This window comes from Streptomyces noursei (assembly GCF_001646665.1).
Classification (GTDB): Bacteria; Actinomycetota; Actinomycetes; order Streptomycetales; family Streptomycetaceae; genus Streptomyces; species Streptomyces lavendulocolor.
In genome coordinates, this window is the sequence record NZ_LWBU01000363.1 from 187,281 (window position 1) to 205,062 (window position 17,782).

At 70.2% G+C, this 17,782-nt stretch carries 13 protein-coding genes, 1 tRNA gene and 1 pseudogene; 1 reads left to right on the forward strand and 14 read right to left on the reverse strand.

Translation table 11 applies throughout. The features are described 5' to 3' along the window. Positions 1-66 precede the first annotated feature (66 nt). The 10 genes from rpmE to A4V12_RS26035 all read right to left on the reverse strand — a co-directional run bounded on the left by rpmE (position 67) and on the right by A4V12_RS26035 (position 13,076). Positions 67-291, reverse strand: coding sequence for a 50S ribosomal protein L31 (rpmE, locus tag A4V12_RS25990; RefSeq protein WP_064071841.1), 225 nt, complete (start codon positions 289-291; stop codon positions 67-69). Between the two features lie 144 nt (positions 292-435). Further along, positions 436-1,530, reverse strand: a complete 1,095-nt coding sequence (locus tag A4V12_RS25995) for an LCP family protein (protein ID WP_064071842.1) — start codon at positions 1,528-1,530, stop codon at positions 436-438. Positions 1,531-1,797: 267 nt separating this feature from the next. Further along, positions 1,798-3,540, reverse strand: coding sequence for a trypsin-like serine protease (locus tag A4V12_RS26000; RefSeq protein ID WP_064071843.1), 1,743 nt, complete (start codon positions 3,538-3,540; stop codon positions 1,798-1,800). A 310-nt stretch (positions 3,541-3,850) separates the two neighbouring features. Then, positions 3,851-5,908, reverse strand: a complete 2,058-nt coding sequence (gene rho, locus A4V12_RS26005; RefSeq protein WP_064071844.1) for a transcription termination factor Rho — start codon at positions 5,906-5,908, stop codon at positions 3,851-3,853. A gap of 382 nt (positions 5,909-6,290) precedes the next feature. Next, positions 6,291-7,208: a homoserine kinase gene (gene thrB / locus A4V12_RS26010; RefSeq protein WP_064071845.1), complete on the reverse strand. Its 918-nt coding sequence runs from the start codon at positions 7,206-7,208 to the stop codon at positions 6,291-6,293. A 376-nt stretch (positions 7,209-7,584) separates the two neighbouring features. Then, entirely contained in the window at positions 7,585-8,643 is a 1,059-nt protein-coding gene (thrC, locus tag A4V12_RS37125) for a threonine synthase (protein ID WP_064071846.1), read from the reverse strand. 6 nt (positions 8,644-8,649) lie between these two features. Further along, positions 8,650-9,939 (reverse strand): homoserine dehydrogenase, encoded by a 1,290-nt coding sequence (locus A4V12_RS37130; protein WP_064071904.1) that lies wholly within the window; start codon positions 9,937-9,939, stop codon positions 8,650-8,652. 98 nt (positions 9,940-10,037) lie between these two features. After that, positions 10,038-11,429: a diaminopimelate decarboxylase gene (lysA, locus tag A4V12_RS26025; protein WP_064071847.1), complete on the reverse strand. Its 1,392-nt coding sequence runs from the start codon at positions 11,427-11,429 to the stop codon at positions 10,038-10,040. 7 nt (positions 11,430-11,436) lie between these two features. Further along, on the reverse strand, positions 11,437-12,516 hold the full coding sequence (gene nrtL, locus A4V12_RS26030; protein WP_064071848.1) for an ArgS-related anticodon-binding protein NrtL: 1,080 nt from the start codon (positions 12,514-12,516) through the stop codon (positions 11,437-11,439). A 77-nt stretch (positions 12,517-12,593) separates the two neighbouring features. Then, a complete protein-coding gene (locus tag A4V12_RS26035) occupies positions 12,594-13,076 on the reverse strand; it encodes a response regulator (RefSeq protein ID WP_079137346.1) in 483 nt (160 codons plus the stop codon). A gap of 120 nt (positions 13,077-13,196) precedes the next feature. On the opposite strand from A4V12_RS26035, the gene A4V12_RS26040 reads away from it, so the two are divergent. Then, positions 13,197-13,268: transfer RNA gene (locus A4V12_RS26040), tRNA-Arg, on the forward strand. 254 nt (positions 13,269-13,522) lie between these two features. On the opposite strand, the gene A4V12_RS26045 is transcribed toward A4V12_RS26040, so the two are convergent. The 4 genes and pseudogenes from A4V12_RS26045 to A4V12_RS26060 form a co-directional block, all read right to left on the reverse strand. Continuing rightward, a complete protein-coding gene (locus A4V12_RS26045) occupies positions 13,523-13,819 on the reverse strand; it encodes a GYD domain-containing protein (protein WP_031077045.1) in 297 nt (98 codons plus the stop codon). 242 nt (positions 13,820-14,061) lie between these two features. Then, positions 14,062-15,434 (reverse strand): annotated as a pseudogene (locus A4V12_RS26050) (tyrosine-type recombinase/integrase). Continuing rightward, complete coding sequence (locus A4V12_RS26055) at positions 15,431-15,601, reverse strand: helix-turn-helix transcriptional regulator (protein ID WP_031107406.1); 171 nt, start codon at positions 15,599-15,601, stop codon at positions 15,431-15,433. The pseudogene A4V12_RS26050 and the gene A4V12_RS26055 overlap by 4 nt, the downstream one beginning before the upstream one ends. Continuing rightward, complete coding sequence (locus A4V12_RS26060) at positions 15,598-16,755, reverse strand: replication initiator (RefSeq protein ID WP_064071851.1); 1,158 nt, start codon at positions 16,753-16,755, stop codon at positions 15,598-15,600. Before A4V12_RS26060 ends, A4V12_RS26055 begins: the two co-directional genes overlap by 4 nt. Positions 16,756-17,782: the final 1,027 nt, after the last annotated feature.

Consider the following 17,782-nt stretch of genomic DNA (forward strand, 5'->3'; position numbering starts at 1 on the left):
GACGGCAAAGCGCCGGTCCCGGCCACCCCGACACGCGGGGCGGCCGGAGACCGGCGCGGTGGCTCGCTACTTGGAGGAGCCGGCAGCCTTCTTGCCGAAGCGGGCCTCGAAGCGGGCCACGCGGCCACCGGTGTCGAGGATCTTCTGCTTGCCCGTGTAGAACGGGTGGCACTCGGAGCAGACCTCGGCGCGGATGTTGCCGCTCTGGATGGTGCTACGGGTGGTGAACGAGGCGCCACAGGTGCAGCTGACCTGCGTCTCGACGTACTCGGGGTGGATCTCGCGCTTCAAGGTGTCTCCTAGTTTCGGGAGGGCGCCGGGTCGCCCGCGCGGGCTGCGCGTGCGTGAACCGGGGCCGACGTACCAGTCTGCCAGGACCGGCCGTATCTCCCAAAACCGGGGGGTGGCCGGATCTATTCCGGGCCCCCGGGGGGGCTACTTCACGACGCCGTCGGCCTGTCCCTTGGCGGTGTCCTTCGTGGCGGAGGCGGGGATCGGCCGGTCCGCCTTCAGGGCGGCCCACACCTGGCGGGACTGGGCCTGAAGGGGTATGACGCGGTTGAGGTCGGCCGGGTCGTACCGCACCGGCAGCGTGATCATGTCGACGTCGTTCGCGCCGAGCTGCTTCAGGCCGCCCGCGAAGTCCGCCAGCTCCTTGACCGAGTCCAGCTCGGAGTCGGGCTTGATAGCCCTGGTGGCGGTGTCCGCGAGGTCCCAGAGCTTCTTGGGGCTGGTGAAGACGCCGACGCTCTTGGCCTGCTCGATGAAGGCCTTCATGAACGCCTGCTGGAGCTGGATCCGGCCGAGGTCGCTGCCGTCGCCGACGCCCTTGCGGGTGCGGACGAGGCCCAGGGCCTGCTCGCCGGTGAGCGTGTGCGGGCCGGCGGCCAGGTCGAGGTGGCTGCTGCTGTCCTTGATCGGCTCGGTGGTGGTGATCTCCACGCCGCCCAGCTCGTCGATGAGCTTCTTGAAGCCGGTGAAGTCGACCTCGATGTAGTGGTCCATGCGGATGCCGGACATCGTCTCGACGGTCTTGACCGCGCAGGCCGGGCCGCCGACCTCGTACGCCGTGTTGAACATGGCCTTGCGCTGCCCGGGGGCGGCCTTGCCGGTCCGGTCGGTGCAGTCGGGGCGCTCGACGATCGTGTCGCGGGGTACGGAGACGACGGCGGCCTTCTTGTGGCCCTCGTACACGTGCAGGATCATCGCCGTGTCGGAGCGGGCGGCGCCCTCGTCCCTGCCGTACTCGCCGTTGGCGCCGGCCCGGGTGTCGGAGCCCAGCACCAGGATGTCCAGGGAGCCGTTGTCGACGTTCTGCGGACGGTCGTCGTCCCGCAGCTGGGCGTTGATGTCGACGCTCTCGATGTTGCCGTTGAGCGTGAAGTACACGTATCCGAGGCCGCACCCGCCGACCATCACCAGTCCGGCGGCGGACCACGCGGCGACGGTGAGCGCCCTGCGGCTCTTCCCGGGATGCCTGCGACGGCGTCCCGTGGCGCGTATTCGGCTGCTGCTGCCCTGCTCGGCCATGTTCTCCTCAGTCCTCGCTGGTTCCGCTACCCCCAGCTGTGGTGATCAGGCACCGTGTGGCCTGTCAGACGGGGAAGCGGCCCAAAGGGTTGCACGGCGGGCCGAGGACTCCCGGAGAACGCGCTGTGCCCACCGCGCCGGGGCGCGATGGGCACAGATCGTGGTTCACCTGCGGTTTCCGGAGGGCCGGGGGCCCGGGGCGGCTCGTGGACGAGCCGTCCCGGACGTGGCGAACGTCGCACGTTCCCCGGCTGCCGGGAGGGTCGGTCAGCCGAACAGGTTGTAGGCCTGCCAGCCGGTGCCGAACGCCACCCGGGTGTTGAAGCCGCCGTTGCCCTTGCCCGGGTACAGCCAGAGCTTGCCGGTGGTGTCGCGGGCCAGGACGTCGGCGACGCCGTCGCTGTTGACGTCACCGGTGGTGGCGAGGGCGTTCATCGAGCCGAAGGCGGCGACCAGGACGGGCGCGGACCACGGCTTGGTGGCGACGCCGGTGCCCTTGTACAGGTAGGTCTTGCCGTCCGTGGCGCGGGCGAAGATGTCGGCCTTGCCGTCGTTGGTGAAGTCACCGTGACCGCGGACCATCGTGTACGAACCCCAGCCGGTGCCGACGGTGACGGGGGCGTTGAAGCCGCCGTTGCCGCGGCCCGGGTAGACGCGCATGGTGCCGGCCGAGTCGACCGTGACCAGGTCGGGCAGCTCGTCACCGGTGACGTCGCCGGGGGCGACGATCGCCTTGTGCTTGCCCCAGCCCGTGGCGACGAGCTTGGACTGCCACTCGCCGAGCGCCGGGACCCAGTGGTCCCAGTAGACGCTGCCGTTGTAGCGCGTCAGCATGTCCTCGTTGTCGTCGCGGTCGAGGTCCGTCTGCAGCGCCAGGGTGTAGCCGCCGAAGTACCCCATGTTGTAGGTACGGCTCAGCGAGCTGATCTTCGAGTTCCAGCCGAACAGCGTGGAGTCGGAGGTGCGGCGGGTCAGCAGGTCGGCCGCGTGGTCGTTGTTCCAGTTGGCGTCGTCGACGCGGGACTGGAGCGAGGCGGAGTACGTGGAGACCTTCGCGTACACGCCGTACTTGCCGGCGGCGGAGCAGTTCTCGTCGCCCCAGGAGACGATGCCGACGAGCCGGCCGCTCACGACCAGCGGGCCGCCGGAGTCACCGTTGCAGGTGGTCTCGCTGGTCTCGTCGCTGCCGGTCGGCGCCGCGCCCGCGCAGAGCATGTGGCCCTTGATGAAGCCGTCCGGGTAGGCGGCGCCGCACGCGGTGTCCGAGACGATGTCGGCGTCGGCCACCTTCAGCGTGGGCGAGCCGCTGTTGGGCTCGGTGGAGCTGGTGCGGCCCCAGCCGTACACCTTGCCGTCCAGGCCCGCCTGGTACAGCGCGCCGTCCGTCGGCTGCGCGAGCGGCAGCGGCTTGGCGGTGGTGGGCGAGGTGAGGGTGAGGACGGCGACGTCCCCGTCGAGCGTGTACGGGCTGTACGAGGGGTGGTTCCACTGGCGGTAGGCGCCGAACACGGTGCCGCCGTGGAAGTCCCAGCTGCCGTCCGCGTTCTCGGTGGGCACCTTGTCGGTGCCGGTGATGACCGCACCGTCCTCGTACCACTTGATGCCCTTGACGCAGTGCGCCGCGGTGGCGACCTTCGTCGGGGCGATGACCACGCCGCCGCAGAAGTAGCCCGCGCCGGTGCTGTCGCTGAAGTGGAGCTGCGCCATCCAGGGCGCGGTGGAGATGGTGGTCGTCGAGCCGCCGATGATGCGCGCGCTCGGGGCGCTGCCGGTGCTGTCGGCCGCCGCGGCGTCGGGCTGCTTGACCAGGGAACGCTCGCTGGTCGCGTCGCCCTTCATCGCCTTGATGGTGCGCTGGCGGAGCTCCTGCTTGGAGGGCTCGGCGGGCTTCTGCGTGTCCATGCTGATCCGCGGCGCCTCGCCGGCCTCCGCGGAGTCCGAGCCGGTGACCGCGATGCCCGCTCCCACCAGGGCGACGACTGCGGCAGCGGCCGGCAGCGCCAGTGTCATACGGCGCCGGTGACGGCCGCCGCGCGTGCGTATCTGCACTAGGTAAACCCCTTGGGTCGACCCGGCGCAGCGCGACCGCCGCGCCGGAAGAAATCCATGACGGTGGCGGGCTCTGCCGGCACACGGGCAGCGAGCCGGAAAACCCCCCTGGCCTCGGCTCTTGCTGCGCGGTGGAATCCCCCCACGTCGATGCGAGGATGCTACGCCTGTCAAGTGCTGGTTGACCAGCGGCGGGTGAGAAATTCGTGAAAGCGAGACCGCCCCGTCACCGAAGTGACGGGGCGGTCCGTTATGTCCTGCTGATACGGCGTCAGTCGCCGCCGTTGCCGGACGGGGTCGTCTTCTGGATCTGGAGCAGGAACTCGGCGTTCGACTTCGTCTGCTTCATCTTGTCGAGCAGCAGCTCGATCGCCTGCTGCTGGTCGAGCGCGTGCAGCACCCGGCGCAGCTTCCAGACGATGGCGAGCTCGTCGCTGCCCAGCAGGATCTCCTCCTTGCGGGTGCCGGACGCGTCGACGTCCACCGCCGGGAAGATGCGCTTGTCGGCGAGCTTCCGGTCGAGCTTGAGCTCCATGTTGCCGGTGCCCTTGAACTCCTCGAAGATCACCTCGTCCATGCGCGAGCCGGTGTCGACCAGCGCGGTGGCCAGGATGGTCAGCGAGCCGCCGTCCTCGATGTTGCGCGCGGCACCGAAGAAGCGCTTCGGCGGGTAGAGCGCGGTCGAGTCGACACCACCGGACAGGATGCGGCCGGAGGCGGGCGCCGCGAGGTTGTACGCGCGGCCCAGGCGGGTGATGGAGTCCAGCAGGACGACCACGTCGTGACCCAGCTCGACGAGGCGCTTGGCGCGCTCGATGGCCAGCTCGGCGACGGTGGTGTGGTCCTCGGCGGGACGGTCGAAGGTCGAGGAGATGACCTCGCCCTTGACCGACCGCTGCATGTCGGTGACCTCTTCCGGACGCTCGTCGACGAGGACGACCATCAGGTGGCACTCGGGGTTGTTCGTGGTGATCGCGTTGGCGACCGCCTGCATGATCATGGTCTTGCCGGTCTTCGGCGGGGCCACGATCAGGCCGCGCTGGCCCTTGCCGATCGGCGACACGAGGTCGATGATCCGCGTGGTCAGCACACCCGGGTCGGTCTCCAGACGGAGGCGGTCCTGCGGGTAGAGCGGGGTCAGCTTGTTGAACTCGGGACGGCCCCGGCCGGAGTCGGCGGCCATGCCGTTGGCCGAGTCCAGACGGACCAGCGCGTTGAACTTCTCGCGGCGCTCGCCCTCCTTAGGCTGGCGCACGGCACCGGTGATGTGGTCGCCCTTGCGCAGGCCGTTCTTGCGGACCTGGGCGAGGGAGACGTACACGTCGTTCGGGCCCGGCAGGTAGCCGGAGGTCCGGATGAACGCGTAGTTGTCGAGGATGTCCAGGATGCCCGCGACGGGGATCAGGACGTCGTCCTCGGAGACCTGCGGCTCACCGGTCGCGAACTCGTCGCGGCCACGACGGCCGCGGCGGTCGCGGTACCGGCCGCGGCGCCCGCGGCGGCCGCCCTCGTCGTCGAAGTCGTCCTGCGGGCCGGCCTGGCCGCCCTGCTGGCCGCCCTGGCGCTGCTGGCGCTGGCCGCCCTGCTGGTCGTCGCCCTTGCCGCCGCGGTCGCGCTGACGGTCGCGCTGACGGTCCCGGCGCTCACCACGGTCACCGCGGTCGCCACGGTCACCGCGGTCGCGCTGGCGGTCGCGGCGGCTGCCCTCGGCGGTGTCGGCGGACGCCTCGGCCTTGGCCTCGGACTGCCCGTCGGCCTTGGTGTCGGTCCTGGCCTCCGTGCGGACGTCCGTGCGCACCTCGGTGCGGACGTCGCCCTCGGGGCTGCCGGCGGGTGCGGTGGCGCGGCGGCGGCGGCGCTCGCCGACGGGCTGGTCGTCGCTGGCGGGCTGACCGGGGATCTCGATCTGCTGCTGCGCCACGACCTTGTCCGCCTTCCCGGCGGACGTCTCGACGGCCTTGTCGGCCGCGACGGCGGTCTTGTCGACGGCCTTGGCGGCGTCGTCGCCCGTACGGGCCTTGGAGGTGGCGCGGCGCTTCGGCTTCGTCTCGGCGGCACCGGCCGCGTCGGCGGTCTTCGGCGCGGAGGCGCCGCCTCCGGCCTGCGCCTCCTTGATGACCTCGATCAGCTGGCTCTTGCGCATGCGCGCGGTGCCCCTGATGCCGAGGCCTGACGCGACCTGCTGCAGCTCGGCCAGGACCATGCCCTCGAGGCCGGTGCCGGAGCGGCGGCGCCGTGACGTGGTGCCAGTGGCAGCACCTGCGGCGGGCGCGGTGGTGTCGACACTGTTGTCGGCAGTCACGCCCATCAGATCGGTGGTGTCGCTCACGAAGGGTCCTTCCCTGGAGCGGACGTCGGCCTTCTGGCTCGGCGACCGGTTGTGCTGTCCGACGGCGGTCCTTGATCGGTGGACCGAGTCGGGGCGGTGGTCCCGCCGGGTACGGCGGAGAAGAAAAGACGTGCTGGGTTCCGGCCCGAGGCCCCCTGCTCGGCCCGCTCCTGGGAAAAGCGAGGGGTGTCGCGCGCCGGTTCCGGAGCGTGCTCGAAACTGCTCAGGCAGGCTGCTCAGGCAGTGGAGGAGGCTCCCGGAAGAATGGTGGTCCCGGATGGGGACACTCAGCACCGCGCCACAAAGACGTCGGGTGCAGATTCGAGGTTAACACTACCGGCTCCAACAAACATTCCCCCTCTCCAACACCGGCAACCGTGCACTACGGGGCGAGCGGCAGGACGCTCGCGCCCGGGACGTCGAGGGCCAGCCTGTTGGCCGCCCAGCCCTCGCCCGCCAGCCGCGCGACCTTCTCCGCCGTGCCGTCCTCGGCCAGCGCGAGCACCGTGGGGCCCGCACCGGAGATGACCGCGGGGACGCCGTCCGCACGCAGTCGGTTCACAAGATCGATGCTCTGCGGCATCGCGGGGGCCCGGTACTCCTGGTGCAGCCGGTCCTCCGTGGCGGCGAGCAGCAGCTCGGGGCGCCTGGTCAGGGCCTCGACGAGCAGCGCGGCGCGGCCGGCGTTGACCGCGGCGTCGACGTGGGGGACGGTGCGCGGCAGCAGGCCGCGGGCGGTTTCGGTGAGGACCGGCTTACCGGGGACGAAAACCACCGGAACGATGGAATCGGCGGGGTCCATCCTGATCGCCCGGGCGGCGCCGCCCTCGGTCCAGGCGAGGGTGAAGCCGCCGAGCAGGCAGGCGGCGACGTTGTCCGGGTGGCCCTCGATCTCGGTGGCCAGCTCCAGCAGCGCGGCGTCGTCGAGCCGGGCGTCGCCGCCTATGGTCACCGCGCGGGCGGCGACGATGCCGGCGCAGATGGCGGCCGAGGAGGAGCCCAGGCCCCGCCCGTGCGGGATGCGGTTGGCGCAGACGACCTCCAGGCCGCGCGGCTGTCCGCCGAGCAGGTCGAAGGCGGTGCGCAGGGAGCGTACGAGCAGATGGCTCTCGTCGCGCGGGAGGTTGTCGGCGCCCTCTCCGGCGATGTCGATGTGCAGCCCGGAGTCGGCGACCCGGACGACCACGTCGTCGTACAGCCCCAGCGACAGGCCGAAGGCGTCGAAGCCCGGGCCGAGGTTGGCGCTGGTGGCGGGAACGCGCACCCGGACGGCGGCGGCGCGGAACGCTGGACCGGCCATCGCTCGCTGACTCTCCTTGGATCTGACGACGTGATTGTCGAGGGTTTTCGGGGTGTTCGAGGGGGTTCTGAGGGCGTTCGTGGGGGTCGGGGTTCTACGAGGGGTACGGAGACCCGGGGCCGCAGCGGCGTCAACGGCAACAGCACCGCGGCATATGCGGCGGGGCGGGTTCGGTACAGCCTATCGAAGGAAGGTTCTGTGGCGACATAGGGCGCACAGGAGGCGCACGATGCGTGTCGCGAGCCCGCCCGTGCTTCCGCGTACGGCGCTGTGCGGGTTGCGGTTTTCGGCCAGACTTCGCGGGTGCGGGGGCGGCCGGCGCCCGGTCGGGAGCGGCCCGGGCCCGAGGGGGCGCCGGGCCGGTCCCGACCGTCGCTCAGACCAGTCCGAGCCGCTCGGCGGCGGTGGCCGCGTCGACCGGCACGGTGACCGGCTGGGGCGCTCCGGCGACCGCCCAGTCCGGGTCCTTCAGACCGTTTCCGGTCACGGTGCACACGATCGTCTGCCCCGGGTCCACCTTGCCCTGCTCGGCCGCCTTCAGCAGGCCGGCCACGGACGCCGCGGAGGCGGGCTCCACGAAGACGCCCTCCTGCGAGGCCAACAGGCGGTAGGCGCGCAGGATCTCACGGTCCGTCACCTCGTCGATGAACCCGCCCGACTCGTCCCGCGCGGCCAGGGCGTAGTTCCAGGAGGCCGGGTTGCCGATGCGGATCGCGGTGGCGATGGTCGACGGGTCCTTGACGACCTCGCCGCGCACGATCGGCGCGGAGCCGGAGGCCTGGAAGCCCCACATGCGGGGGGTGCGGGTGGCGACCTTGTCCGCGGCGTACTCGGTGTAGCCCTTCCAGTACGCGGTGATGTTGCCGGCGTTGCCGACGGGCAGGACGTGGATGTCCGGGGCGTCGCCCAGCATGTCCACGATCTCGAACGCGGCGGTCTTCTGGCCCTCGATACGGACCGGGTTGACCGAATTGACCAGCGCCACCGGGTAGTTGTCGGACAGCGCGCGGGCCAGCGTCAGGCAGTCGTCGAAGTTGCCGTCCACCTGGAGGATCTTGGCGCCGTGGACCAGCGCCTGGCCCATCTTGCCGAGCGCGATCTTGCCCTGCGGGACGAGGACGGCGGAGACCATGCCGGCCCGGACGGCGTACGCGGCCGCCGACGCGGACGTGTTGCCGGTGGAGGCGCAGATGACGGCCTGCGCGCCCTCCTCCTTGGCCCGCGTGATGGCCATCGTCATGCCGCGGTCCTTGAAGGAGCCGGTCGGGTTGGCACCCTCGACCTTCAGGTGGACCTCACACCCCGTGCGCTCGGAGAGCACCTGCGCGGGCACGAGCGGCGTACCACCCTCACGGAGCGTGACGACCGGGGTCGTGTCGGTGACCGGCAGCCGGTCGCGGTACTCCTCGATGATTCCGCGCCACTGGTGAGTCATTGCTGGTTACTCTCCTTCGACCCGCATGATGCTGGCGACACCGCGCACGGTGTCGAGCTTCCGCAGCGCCTCGACGGTCCCGGACAGGGCGGCGTCGGGCGCGCGGTGGGTGACGACGACGAGGGACGCCTCGCCGTCCTTGCCCTGCTGGCGCACCGTATCGATGGATACGCCGTGCTCGGCGAAGACCGTCGCCACCTGGGCGAGGACGCCCGGCTTGTCGGCCACGTCGAGACTGATGTGGTACCGCGTCACCACGTCGCCCATGGGGCTGACGGGGAGCTGGGTGTACGCGGACTCGCCGGGACCCGTCGCGTCGTTGAGGCGGTTGCGGCAGACGGCGACGAGGTCGCCGAGGACGGCGGACGCGGTCGGCGAACCGCCGGCACCGGGTCCGTAGAACATGAGCTGCCCGGCCGCGTCGGCCTCGACGAACACGGCGTTGTACGCGCCGCGCACCGAGGCGAGCGGGTGGCTCAGCGGGATCATCGCGGGGTGCACGCGCGCGGTGACGGACCCGCCGTCGGCGGCCCGCTCGCAGATGGCGAGCAGCTTGATGGTGCAGCCCATCCGCTTGGCGGAGGCGAAGTCGGCGGCGGTCACCTCGGTCATGCCCTCGCGGTACACGTCGTCGAGGCGCACGCGCGTGTGGAAGGCGATGCCGGCGAGGATCGCGGCCTTGGCGGCGGCGTCGAAGCCCTCGACGTCGGCGGTCGGGTCGGCCTCCGCGTACCCGAGGGCGGTGGCCTCGTCGAGCGCCTCGGAGTACCCGGCGCCCGAGGTGTCCATCTTGTCGAGGATGAAGTTGGTGGTGCCGTTGACGATGCCCAGCACCCGGTTGACCTTGTCACCGGCGAGGGACTCGCGCAGCGGGCGGATCAGCGGGATGGCGCCGGCGACGGCGGCCTCGTAGTACAGGTCCCGGCCGTGCTGCTCGGCCGCGGCGTACAGGCTCTGGCCCTCCTGGGCGAGGAGCGCCTTGTTCGCCGACACCACGGAGGCGCCGTGCTCGAAGGCGGTGGTGATGAGCGTGCGGGCGGGCTCGATGCCGCCGATGACCTCGACGACCACGTCGATGTCCCCGCGTTTGACCAGGGCGGTCGCGTCGGTGGTGATCAGCTCCGGCGGGATGCCGGCCCGCACCTTGGAGGGCCGGCGGACGGCGACACCGGCGAGCTCGACCGGCGCGCCGATGCGCGCGGCGAGGTCGTCGGCGTGCGTCGTCATGATGCGCGCCACCTCTGAGCCGACCACTCCACAGCCCAGCAGCGCCACCTTCAGCGGACGCGTACGCATCATCCGACCTCACTTCTCATACTTCTACGGTGTGGACCAGTCTCACTCACCGGACGGAAGTTTCTCCCTTCCGTCCGGATTATGAGATATCTATTTCATCAGCCGACATCGAGACGCAGAAGATCTTCCTCTGTCTCGCGCCGGACGATCACGCGCGCCTCGCCGTCGCGGACGGCGACGACGGGCGGGCGGAGTGCGTGGTTGTAGTTGCTGGCCATGGAGCGGCAGTACGCGCCGGTGGCCGGCACGGCGATGAGGTCGCCGGGCGCCACGTCGGCGGGCAGGAACGCGTCCTTGACCACGATGTCGCCGCTCTCGCAGTGCTTGCCGACGACCCGGCTGAGCATCGGCTCCGCGTCGCTCGTCCGCGAGACCAGCGCGACGCTGTACTCGGCGTCGTACAGGGCGGTGCGGATGTTGTCCGACATGCCGCCGTCGACGCTCACGTACGTCCGCAGCCCCGCGAGCGGCTTGACGGTGCCGACCTCGTACAGCGTGAACGCGGTGGGGCCGACGATCGCCCGCCCCGGCTCGACGGAGATGCGCGGCGTGCGCAGCCCCGCGGCCTCGCACTCGCGCGTCACGATGTCGCTGAGCGCCTTGGCGATCTCGTGCGGCTCGCGCGGGTCGTCGTCCGAGGTGTACGCGATGCCGAGGCCGCCGCCGAGGTCGATCTCCGGCAGCTCGACGCCGTGCTCGTCGCGGACCTGCTTGAGCAGCCCCACCACCCGGTGGGCGGCCACCTCGAACCCGGAGGTGTCGAAGATCTGCGAACCGATGTGGGAGTGGATGCCGATGAGCTCCAGCCCGTCCAGGCGCAGCGCCCGCCGTACGGCCTCGGCGGCCTCGCCGCCGGCCAGCGCGATGCCGAACTTCTGGTCCTCGTGGGCGGTGGCGATGAACTCGTGCGTGTGGGCCTCGACGCCCACCGTCACCCGGATCTGCACCTTCTGCCGCTTGCCCAGCGACTGGGCGACGTGCGCGACGCGCACGATCTCCTGGAACGAGTCGAGCACGATCCGCCCGACGCCGGACTGCACCGCCCGCTCGATCTCGTGGGTGCTCTTGTTGTTGCCGTGGAAGGCGATCCGCTCGGGCGGCATCCCGGCCTCGAGCGCGGTCGTCAGCTCACCGCCCGAGCAGACGTCGAGGTTGAGCCCCTCCTCCTTCAGCCACCGCACGACGGCACGGGACAGGAAGGCCTTGCCGGCGTAGAACACGTCCGCGTCCCTGCCGAACGCCTCGGCCCAGGCACGGCAGCGGGCGCGGAAGTCGGCCTCGTCGAGGAAGTACGCGGGGGTGCCGAACTCCTCGGCGAGGGTGGTGACGGGGATCCCGCCGACGGTGACGACCCCGTCCGCGTCGCGGGCGACGGTCCGGGACCAGACCTTCTCGTCGAGCCGGTTGAGGTCGGCGGGCGGGCCGGAGTAGTGGCCCTCGGGCAGGACGTCGGCGTGGCGGGGCCCTGCGGGGTGTGCGGAACGGCTCATTTCTCTCTCACAGGTAGTCAGGGGCGCTGATGCCGAGCAGGGCCAGGCCGCCGGCCAGCACCGTCCCGGCGGCTTCGGCGAGGGCGAGCCGGGAGCGGTGGGCGGCCGAGGGTTTCTCGTCGCCGAGGGGGAGCACGGTGTGCTGGAACCCCAGGAACGCGTCGGCGGTGGCCTCCAGGTGCCGGGCGACCCGGTCGGGGGCGCGGTGGCGGGCGGCGGCCTCGAGGACGGCGGGGTGATCGCCGAGGGCGGCGAGGAGGCGCGGCGCGGCGACGTCCTCCTCGCACGCGGGGGTGATGCCGAGCTGGGCTCCGTTGCGGAGCAGGGCGCGCGCCCGGGAGTGGGCGTACCGCACGGTGAACAGCGGGTTGGCCTCGCTCTGGACGAGCAGCCCGTCCGGCACGAGGGCCCGGTCGTGCGCGGCGGGCCGCAGCAGCGCCCAGCGGGCGGCGTCGGGGCCGAGGGCGGCGACGTCGTGGGCGGCGGGGAGGGGGCGGAGGGTGACGGTCTCGGGGCGGGTGGCGTGGGGGTGGCCGTCGTGGCGTTCGTCGTGGCGCGGGCGGGCGTCGTGGCGGGGGTCGTCGTGGCGCGGGCGGGCGTCGTGGCGGGGGTCGTCGTGCCGCTCGTCGTGGACGTGGGCGCCCTGCGCGAGGAGGAGGGCGCGTACCGCCTCGGCCAGCACGGTGGCCCGTACGTCGCCGGGGTGCACCAGCCGGTAGGCGCGGCCCCGCAGGGCGTCGCCGTGGCCGTACCGCTCCTTCTTGTCGAGGACGTCGCGCACCAGGGCGTGCCGGCTCCGGTCGGCCAGCGTGATGTTGAGGAACCCCGGCCCGGTGATCTCGACGTGCTCGATGCCCTCGGCCTCCGCGATCCTGGGCCGCAGCACCTGGGCGACGCCCAGCGGGGCCATCCCGGCCTCGCGGGCCAGCTGGAGGGCGGCGTTGGTGGCCCAGTCCCCGCTGCCGCCGGGCCGCGGGCGCTCGATCCCGACCCGCTCGGGGACCCGGGTGCCCGCCCGCAGCGCGCCTTCACCGACCGCGCGGCGCACGGCGTGCAGCACGGTGAGGGAGAGGTCCGCGGGGGTCACGGGACAAGCGTATGGGAGGACCCCCTCCGGGAAGGAACCGGTTTCGCCATCCGGTCACCCGCCACCCGGCCGGCCGGTCAGCTCCAGGCGCTCCCGGCATGCCCGGCGCCGCTCCGCCCGTCGACGGGCGGCGGAGTCTCCCGGTGCATGAGCTGCCGCACCAGCCGCACGAGCTCGGCCGGCTCGAAGGGCTTCGCCAGGAACGCGTCCACCCCGGCGGCGAGCCCGCTCTCCACCTCGTACTGCGTGCACGCGCTGACGATCGCCACGGGCAGGTGTCTGGTCCGCGGATCCTCCCGCAGCCGCTCGGCGGTCCGCAGACCGTCCAGGCGGGGCATGACGACGTCGAGGGTCACCACGTCGGGCCGGACGTCATGGATCACGTCCAGGCACTCGGCACCATCGGCCGCGGTCACGACCTCGAAGCCCTCCAGCTCGAGGTTGACCCTGATCAGCTGCCGGATGACCCTGTTGTCGTCCACGACGAGCACCCGGCCGGACACGCCTGACACAACTCGAGAGTAGGTCGAGCCGCTGCCCTGCGTCCGGGTTTTCCCCACTTCCGCCCCACACGGGCGACCCGACCCTCCCGGCCACCCCTAAATACCTGTTCACAGGCACCGCCCCGGAGCTGGTAGTGTTCTACCCGTCGCCGCGAGCAACACCACCGCGACGGACACGCCCCCGTAGCTCAGGGGATAGAGCAACGGCCTCCGGAGCCGTGTGCGCAGGTTCGAATCCTGCCGGGGGCACCCTGTATGAGGTGCCCAAAGACCCCGTCACCAGCGGAAACGCTGCGAGCGGGGTCTTCGCGTATACGCAGCCACATGCCGCCCGGAGCGACCGTATGTCGAGGTCTGTGGACGAGGCGTGGACGGGATCTTGGAACGTAAGCGCAGGTCATGCCCGGCTCCCCAAGGCCCCGGACAGGTCCAGGGGCCTTGGGGTTACCGCCTTGAGCGCGTCACTCTCACCAACAGAGCCTCGACGGGGAAGGGGAAGTCCCTCAGCCGGTGGCTTTGGCGATGATGCGGTCCATCTCCTCCCGGCCGAAGGCTCGCAGGGTCGTGCTACGGACGTTGCCCAACGCGCCGACCTGTAGGAGCACCGCGGTGGCAGTCTCGTCGTCGGGCGCCTCCACGACAGCCACGATGTCGTACGGGCCGACGGTCCAGAAGAGGTTCAGGACCTTCACCCCGAGCTTCTGAGCCGCTGCCGTGAAGGCTTCGGCGCGTTGCGGGGTGTCCTTGTAGCCGCGAACTCCCTGGTCGGTCCAGTTCAGCAGCGCAACAAACGTCGGCATGATCCTCTACCCCTGTAAGTAGACGCAACTAGTCGTGGTCAACTCTGGGCATCATGCGCGTAATGCGCATGAGAGGCGCCTCTGAACGAGTGATGGAAGCCGGCCTTACTTCATGGCCCGGCCCGACATACACCCCGGAGCCACCGGCGCGGAATTCCTGAGGACAGGAACGCCCCTCTCGGCCAAGGCATGCCGATGCCCCGGAACAAGTCCGGGGGCATCGGGACTACCGTCGTCTGCGATCACTCGTACTCGCGCAACAGATCCTCAATACGCCGGTTGGCGACGTCTTGCCGTCCGTCGAGGCACTTGGCGTAGCGGGTCAGCAAACCTCCACGCTGTTGCCGGCGCGCTCGGCCACCTCGGTGGGGTCGACACCCGCATTCAGCCACGTCGACAGCGCCGAGTGCCGAAGGTCGTACGGCCGACTCGCGAGCGGCGAGGCCGCGACGGCCGGCGGAAGCGCGAGGAGCCGAGCTTCCTGCCACACGCGGTAGTAGGTCGAGGACGGGACGACCGAGCCCTTCTCACTGAAGAAGAGCCGTCCGTCGTCCGCCGTGCCGAAGGTGGCCAGGTGCTCGCGGAGCACGGCGACGAGGTGGGGCGGGATGGGCACCCGCCTGACGTCCTCGGTCGGCCGGTTCTTCAGCCCGCGGTCGTCATGGGTCTCCCCCGAGTCGGTCCACTGCTTGCCGACGGACGGACGGGTCCGGTGGAGCAGCGCCGAGCCCCAGCCCTGCTCGGGCAGCTTAAGGTCCGTCTCGACGATGCCGACCGCTTCCGCCGGCCGCAGGCCACCGAAGTACATGGCGGCGAACAGACCCACGAGGCGACGACCACGAGCACGCCGGTACCCGCCCACGTAGGAAACCGCCGCCAGGAGGTTCCGTGCCTGCTCCGGATTGGCGACAACCCGCGGGTCGACCTGGTTGGATACCTTCGGCTTCTGCCAGCGGACAGCCGTGATGGGGTTCTCCCGCAGCTCCCCCAGGTCGACGGCGTAGTTCGCGGCGTTGACGAGCGTCCGACGCTTGCGCCGCACGGTCTCCGCCGCTGCTGCCGTGCCGTCGAGCTTGAGCTTCAGCGAGTCGAGGACCGTGCGAGCCGTGGCCGCTTCAGCGAGATCGGCGATCGGCCGGGACGCCTTGGACACCCAGTGGAGAACGTTCCGCACGTCGTCCGGGACTTCCCGGTCATCGGGCCCCGGCAGCACGAAGGCCCAATTGCGCAGTGCTCTGCGGATTTCCTCGTCGGACGGTCGTCCGGCGCGCTCGTCGAGGAGTTCCAGCGTCACGCTGGTGAGGGCTTCGTTGATGCCGTCCCGTGTGTTGGGGGCGGCATGAGGCCATTTCATGGCGAGGTACCGGAGGGCGAAGGCGTACCACGACACGGCCGACTTCTTCTCTTCCATCGAGGCCGGAAGTCCCGACTCCGTGTCGAACTCCTCGCCCTCGCGCATCGCACGCATGAGCTTCGTGCGGTAGTGGTCTGCAAGCGCCTTGGTGCGGAATGACTCCAAGAACACATTGCCCGCGACGGACCAGCGGACACCGTACGAGGGCGTTTTGGTTTCCCGCTTACGGACTCCCCAGACCTTCACATCGAGAGACTTCACGCCGCCTCCTCCAGTTGTCGCAGCCAGGTGTTGAAGTCACTCCGCCAAATCCGCAGCTCTCCGTTGGGCAGCTTGAATGCGGCCGGCCCGTACCCCAGTTCTCGCCAGCGGTAGAACGTCCGACGGGAGACACCGCCCAGCTCATCCAGGACTTGGCGAACGGTCATGAGCTCGTCGCGATGGGCGTCCATGTCGGTCCTCCTTCCGTTCCGGGGGCGGGTTCGAGGGACGCAGCGAGCCAGGCCTCGCCGTTACTCAGGCCGGTTCCGGCGAAGACCCAGTGGGCGAGGACGAGCGTGGTTTCGCCGTCCTGGGGAGCGGCCGTGGCGGCTTGTGCGCGGCGCCATTCGGCGCGGGCGTCGCGGAGGGCGCCGAGGGTGGTGGAGTAGTGGCGGGACTTGGTGGAGAAGTGGCCGCGGAAGCCGAGCATGTGGGCCCAGGCGCGCAGGCGGAGGTGTTCGAGGTCCTTGCGTGCGCCGAGGGTCCAGGCCGTTCGGATCATGCGGCGGGCGTGGTCGGTGATCCGTGCCTGTGCCAGTTCGGCGAGGAAGCGGATCGGCCGGTCCAGGGTGCCGGTCGCTATTTCGGCGCCTTTGGTGGCGTACTTGGCGATGTACGCGGCGACGGCCCGGTCGGTCAGCTCCTGGCCGCCGTCGAAGTCGGCGGAGCGGATGGTTCGTACGTCGAGTTGGCGGCCGAAGGTGAAGGCGTGGGCGCGACCGTCGACCTCCGGGCCGTTGACACGGGTGGCGGCGACGGCGGCATGGATGGCGCCGGTCAGCAGCTCGGCGGACGCCCAGGCCGGAGGTGCCGTATCGCCGCCCTCCGGGCCGTCCAGGCGGATGACCGCGTGGAAGTGGACAGCACCCCGCTTCTGATACTCGGCGACCTTGGCGAAGGAGACGCGTGCGTGATGCCGAAACGCGCGTTGGGTGAGTCCGGCGCGCTTGGCGATCTCACGGCGCAGGTAGATCGAGAAGCGCCGCCAGAGGGCTCCGGCATGGGCGTTCCAGAGCACGGCCGCTTCATAGTCGTACGCGTCCGGATCGAGGGGCGTACCGAGGGCCGGGTCTGTGTCGTCGTGGGCACCGCAGCGGCAGGGCCGCCCGCTGGAGGGGCGGTTATGGACCGGGCCGAAGCTCGGTGCGGTGAGGGTGGCGAAGACGCGGGGGTGTGTGCCGACCTGTTCGGCGGTGCCCTTGCCGCCGCAGAGTCCGGCGGTGATCAGGTGGAAGGTGTCTCGGCGGTAGACCTCCGCGCAGGCCGCGCAGCGGGTGGCGCGACGGTTGTTGCAGCGGAGCCCCTCAAGGGACCGCTCCACATGTACGGGGATGATTCGGTCTCGTGCTGTTCTGGGGAGATGCTGGTCTGCCTCCTGCATGAGCGTGGCCTACTCACGGATGATTTGCACGCACAGGTTTGCGAGTTGGGCCGCTTGACGACGAACTGGATCGTCCGTGTTGAGGTCCGCCTCAAAAAGTGCCAAGGCGTCTTGCAGGACGGAATAGCGATTGGATGCAAGGGCACCGGTCATCCACGGGCACAGTCTGCCGGATCGCACGCAGACCGGTGAAGAGGGCGCCGGCCCACCACGGCACCGGGACCCAGGGCATGCCGGGCATCACAGCGGCGCTCGAGGTCGCACGGAGGAAGCCCTGCGATGGGAGGACGAGGACCCCTGAAAGAGAACCGAAAACATCTTTTATCCGCCTAACATTCGCCGAATCCGGCGTTACGGCACCGCCATAATCGCGCAGGCCATGCATGAAGGGCTTGCAGTCGTAGAGCGTCCCTGCGGGAATCGGCATGGGAGTGCACCAAGCGTCACGGGCGAGATACCGTCAGGCGAAATGCTTGGGGATAAATTATCTCCAGAATAGCCTGCGGTTAGCCCAGTGAACTGCTTGGTTCACCACTGCCCTCGCGCACCACAATAAACTCTCCTCACCATTCCACGAGGCGTCCGAGGTGCGGATGTCTTCACAATGCCAGTGTCACAAAACAGTCAATTTGAAACATTAAGAAAATTCTGGCGTAAACGGTGCATATATCACAATTCGATTCAAGCTTCATAAAACACCATAAATGAAGCTTGAAGTCACAGAGGCGGGCGTCCCACATCCCCCTGTTGTTGTCAACAGTCCTTGCTGGGCGCGAATGAGGTGGTTAAAGTGCGAACTGATAGGGATCCGTCCCGATGCTGTGGATTCCCGTACGCCTGGGGGCGCCACGTTTCAGAGCCGCATCGCGCTTCCATGTCGCCGTACCAGCGACTGGAGGTCTTCGCTCATGTCGAGTCATCCGACGGTGGTTTGGAAGCCCATCGTCCATGTCAAAGGCCGCAATTC

What these genes read in the sequence shown, in the direction of transcription:
- A4V12_RS25995 (WP_064071842.1), bottom strand. Translation starts at nt 1,530, where the DNA reads ATGGCCGAGCAGGGCAGCAGCAGCCGAATACGCGCCACGGGACGCCGT.
- A4V12_RS26000 (WP_064071843.1), bottom strand. Translation starts at nt 3,540, where the DNA reads ATGACACTGGCGCTGCCGGCCGCTGCCGCAGTCGTCGCCCTGGTGGGA.
- thrB (WP_064071845.1), bottom strand. Translation starts at nt 7,208, where the DNA reads ATGGCCGGTCCAGCGTTCCGCGCCGCCGCCGTCCGGGTGCGCGTTCCC.
- thrC (WP_064071846.1), bottom strand. Translation starts at nt 8,643, where the DNA reads ATGACTCACCAGTGGCGCGGAATCATCGAGGAGTACCGCGACCGGCTG.
- A4V12_RS37130 (WP_064071904.1), bottom strand. Translation starts at nt 9,939, where the DNA reads ATGCGTACGCGTCCGCTGAAGGTGGCGCTGCTGGGCTGTGGAGTGGTC.
- lysA (WP_064071847.1), bottom strand. Translation starts at nt 11,429, where the DNA reads ATGAGCCGTTCCGCACACCCCGCAGGGCCCCGCCACGCCGACGTCCTG.
- A4V12_RS26045 (WP_031077045.1), bottom strand. Translation starts at nt 13,819, where the DNA reads ATGCCGACGTTTGTTGCGCTGCTGAACTGGACCGACCAGGGAGTTCGC.
- A4V12_RS26055 (WP_031107406.1), bottom strand. Translation starts at nt 15,601, where the DNA reads ATGACCGTTCGCCAAGTCCTGGATGAGCTGGGCGGTGTCTCCCGTCGG.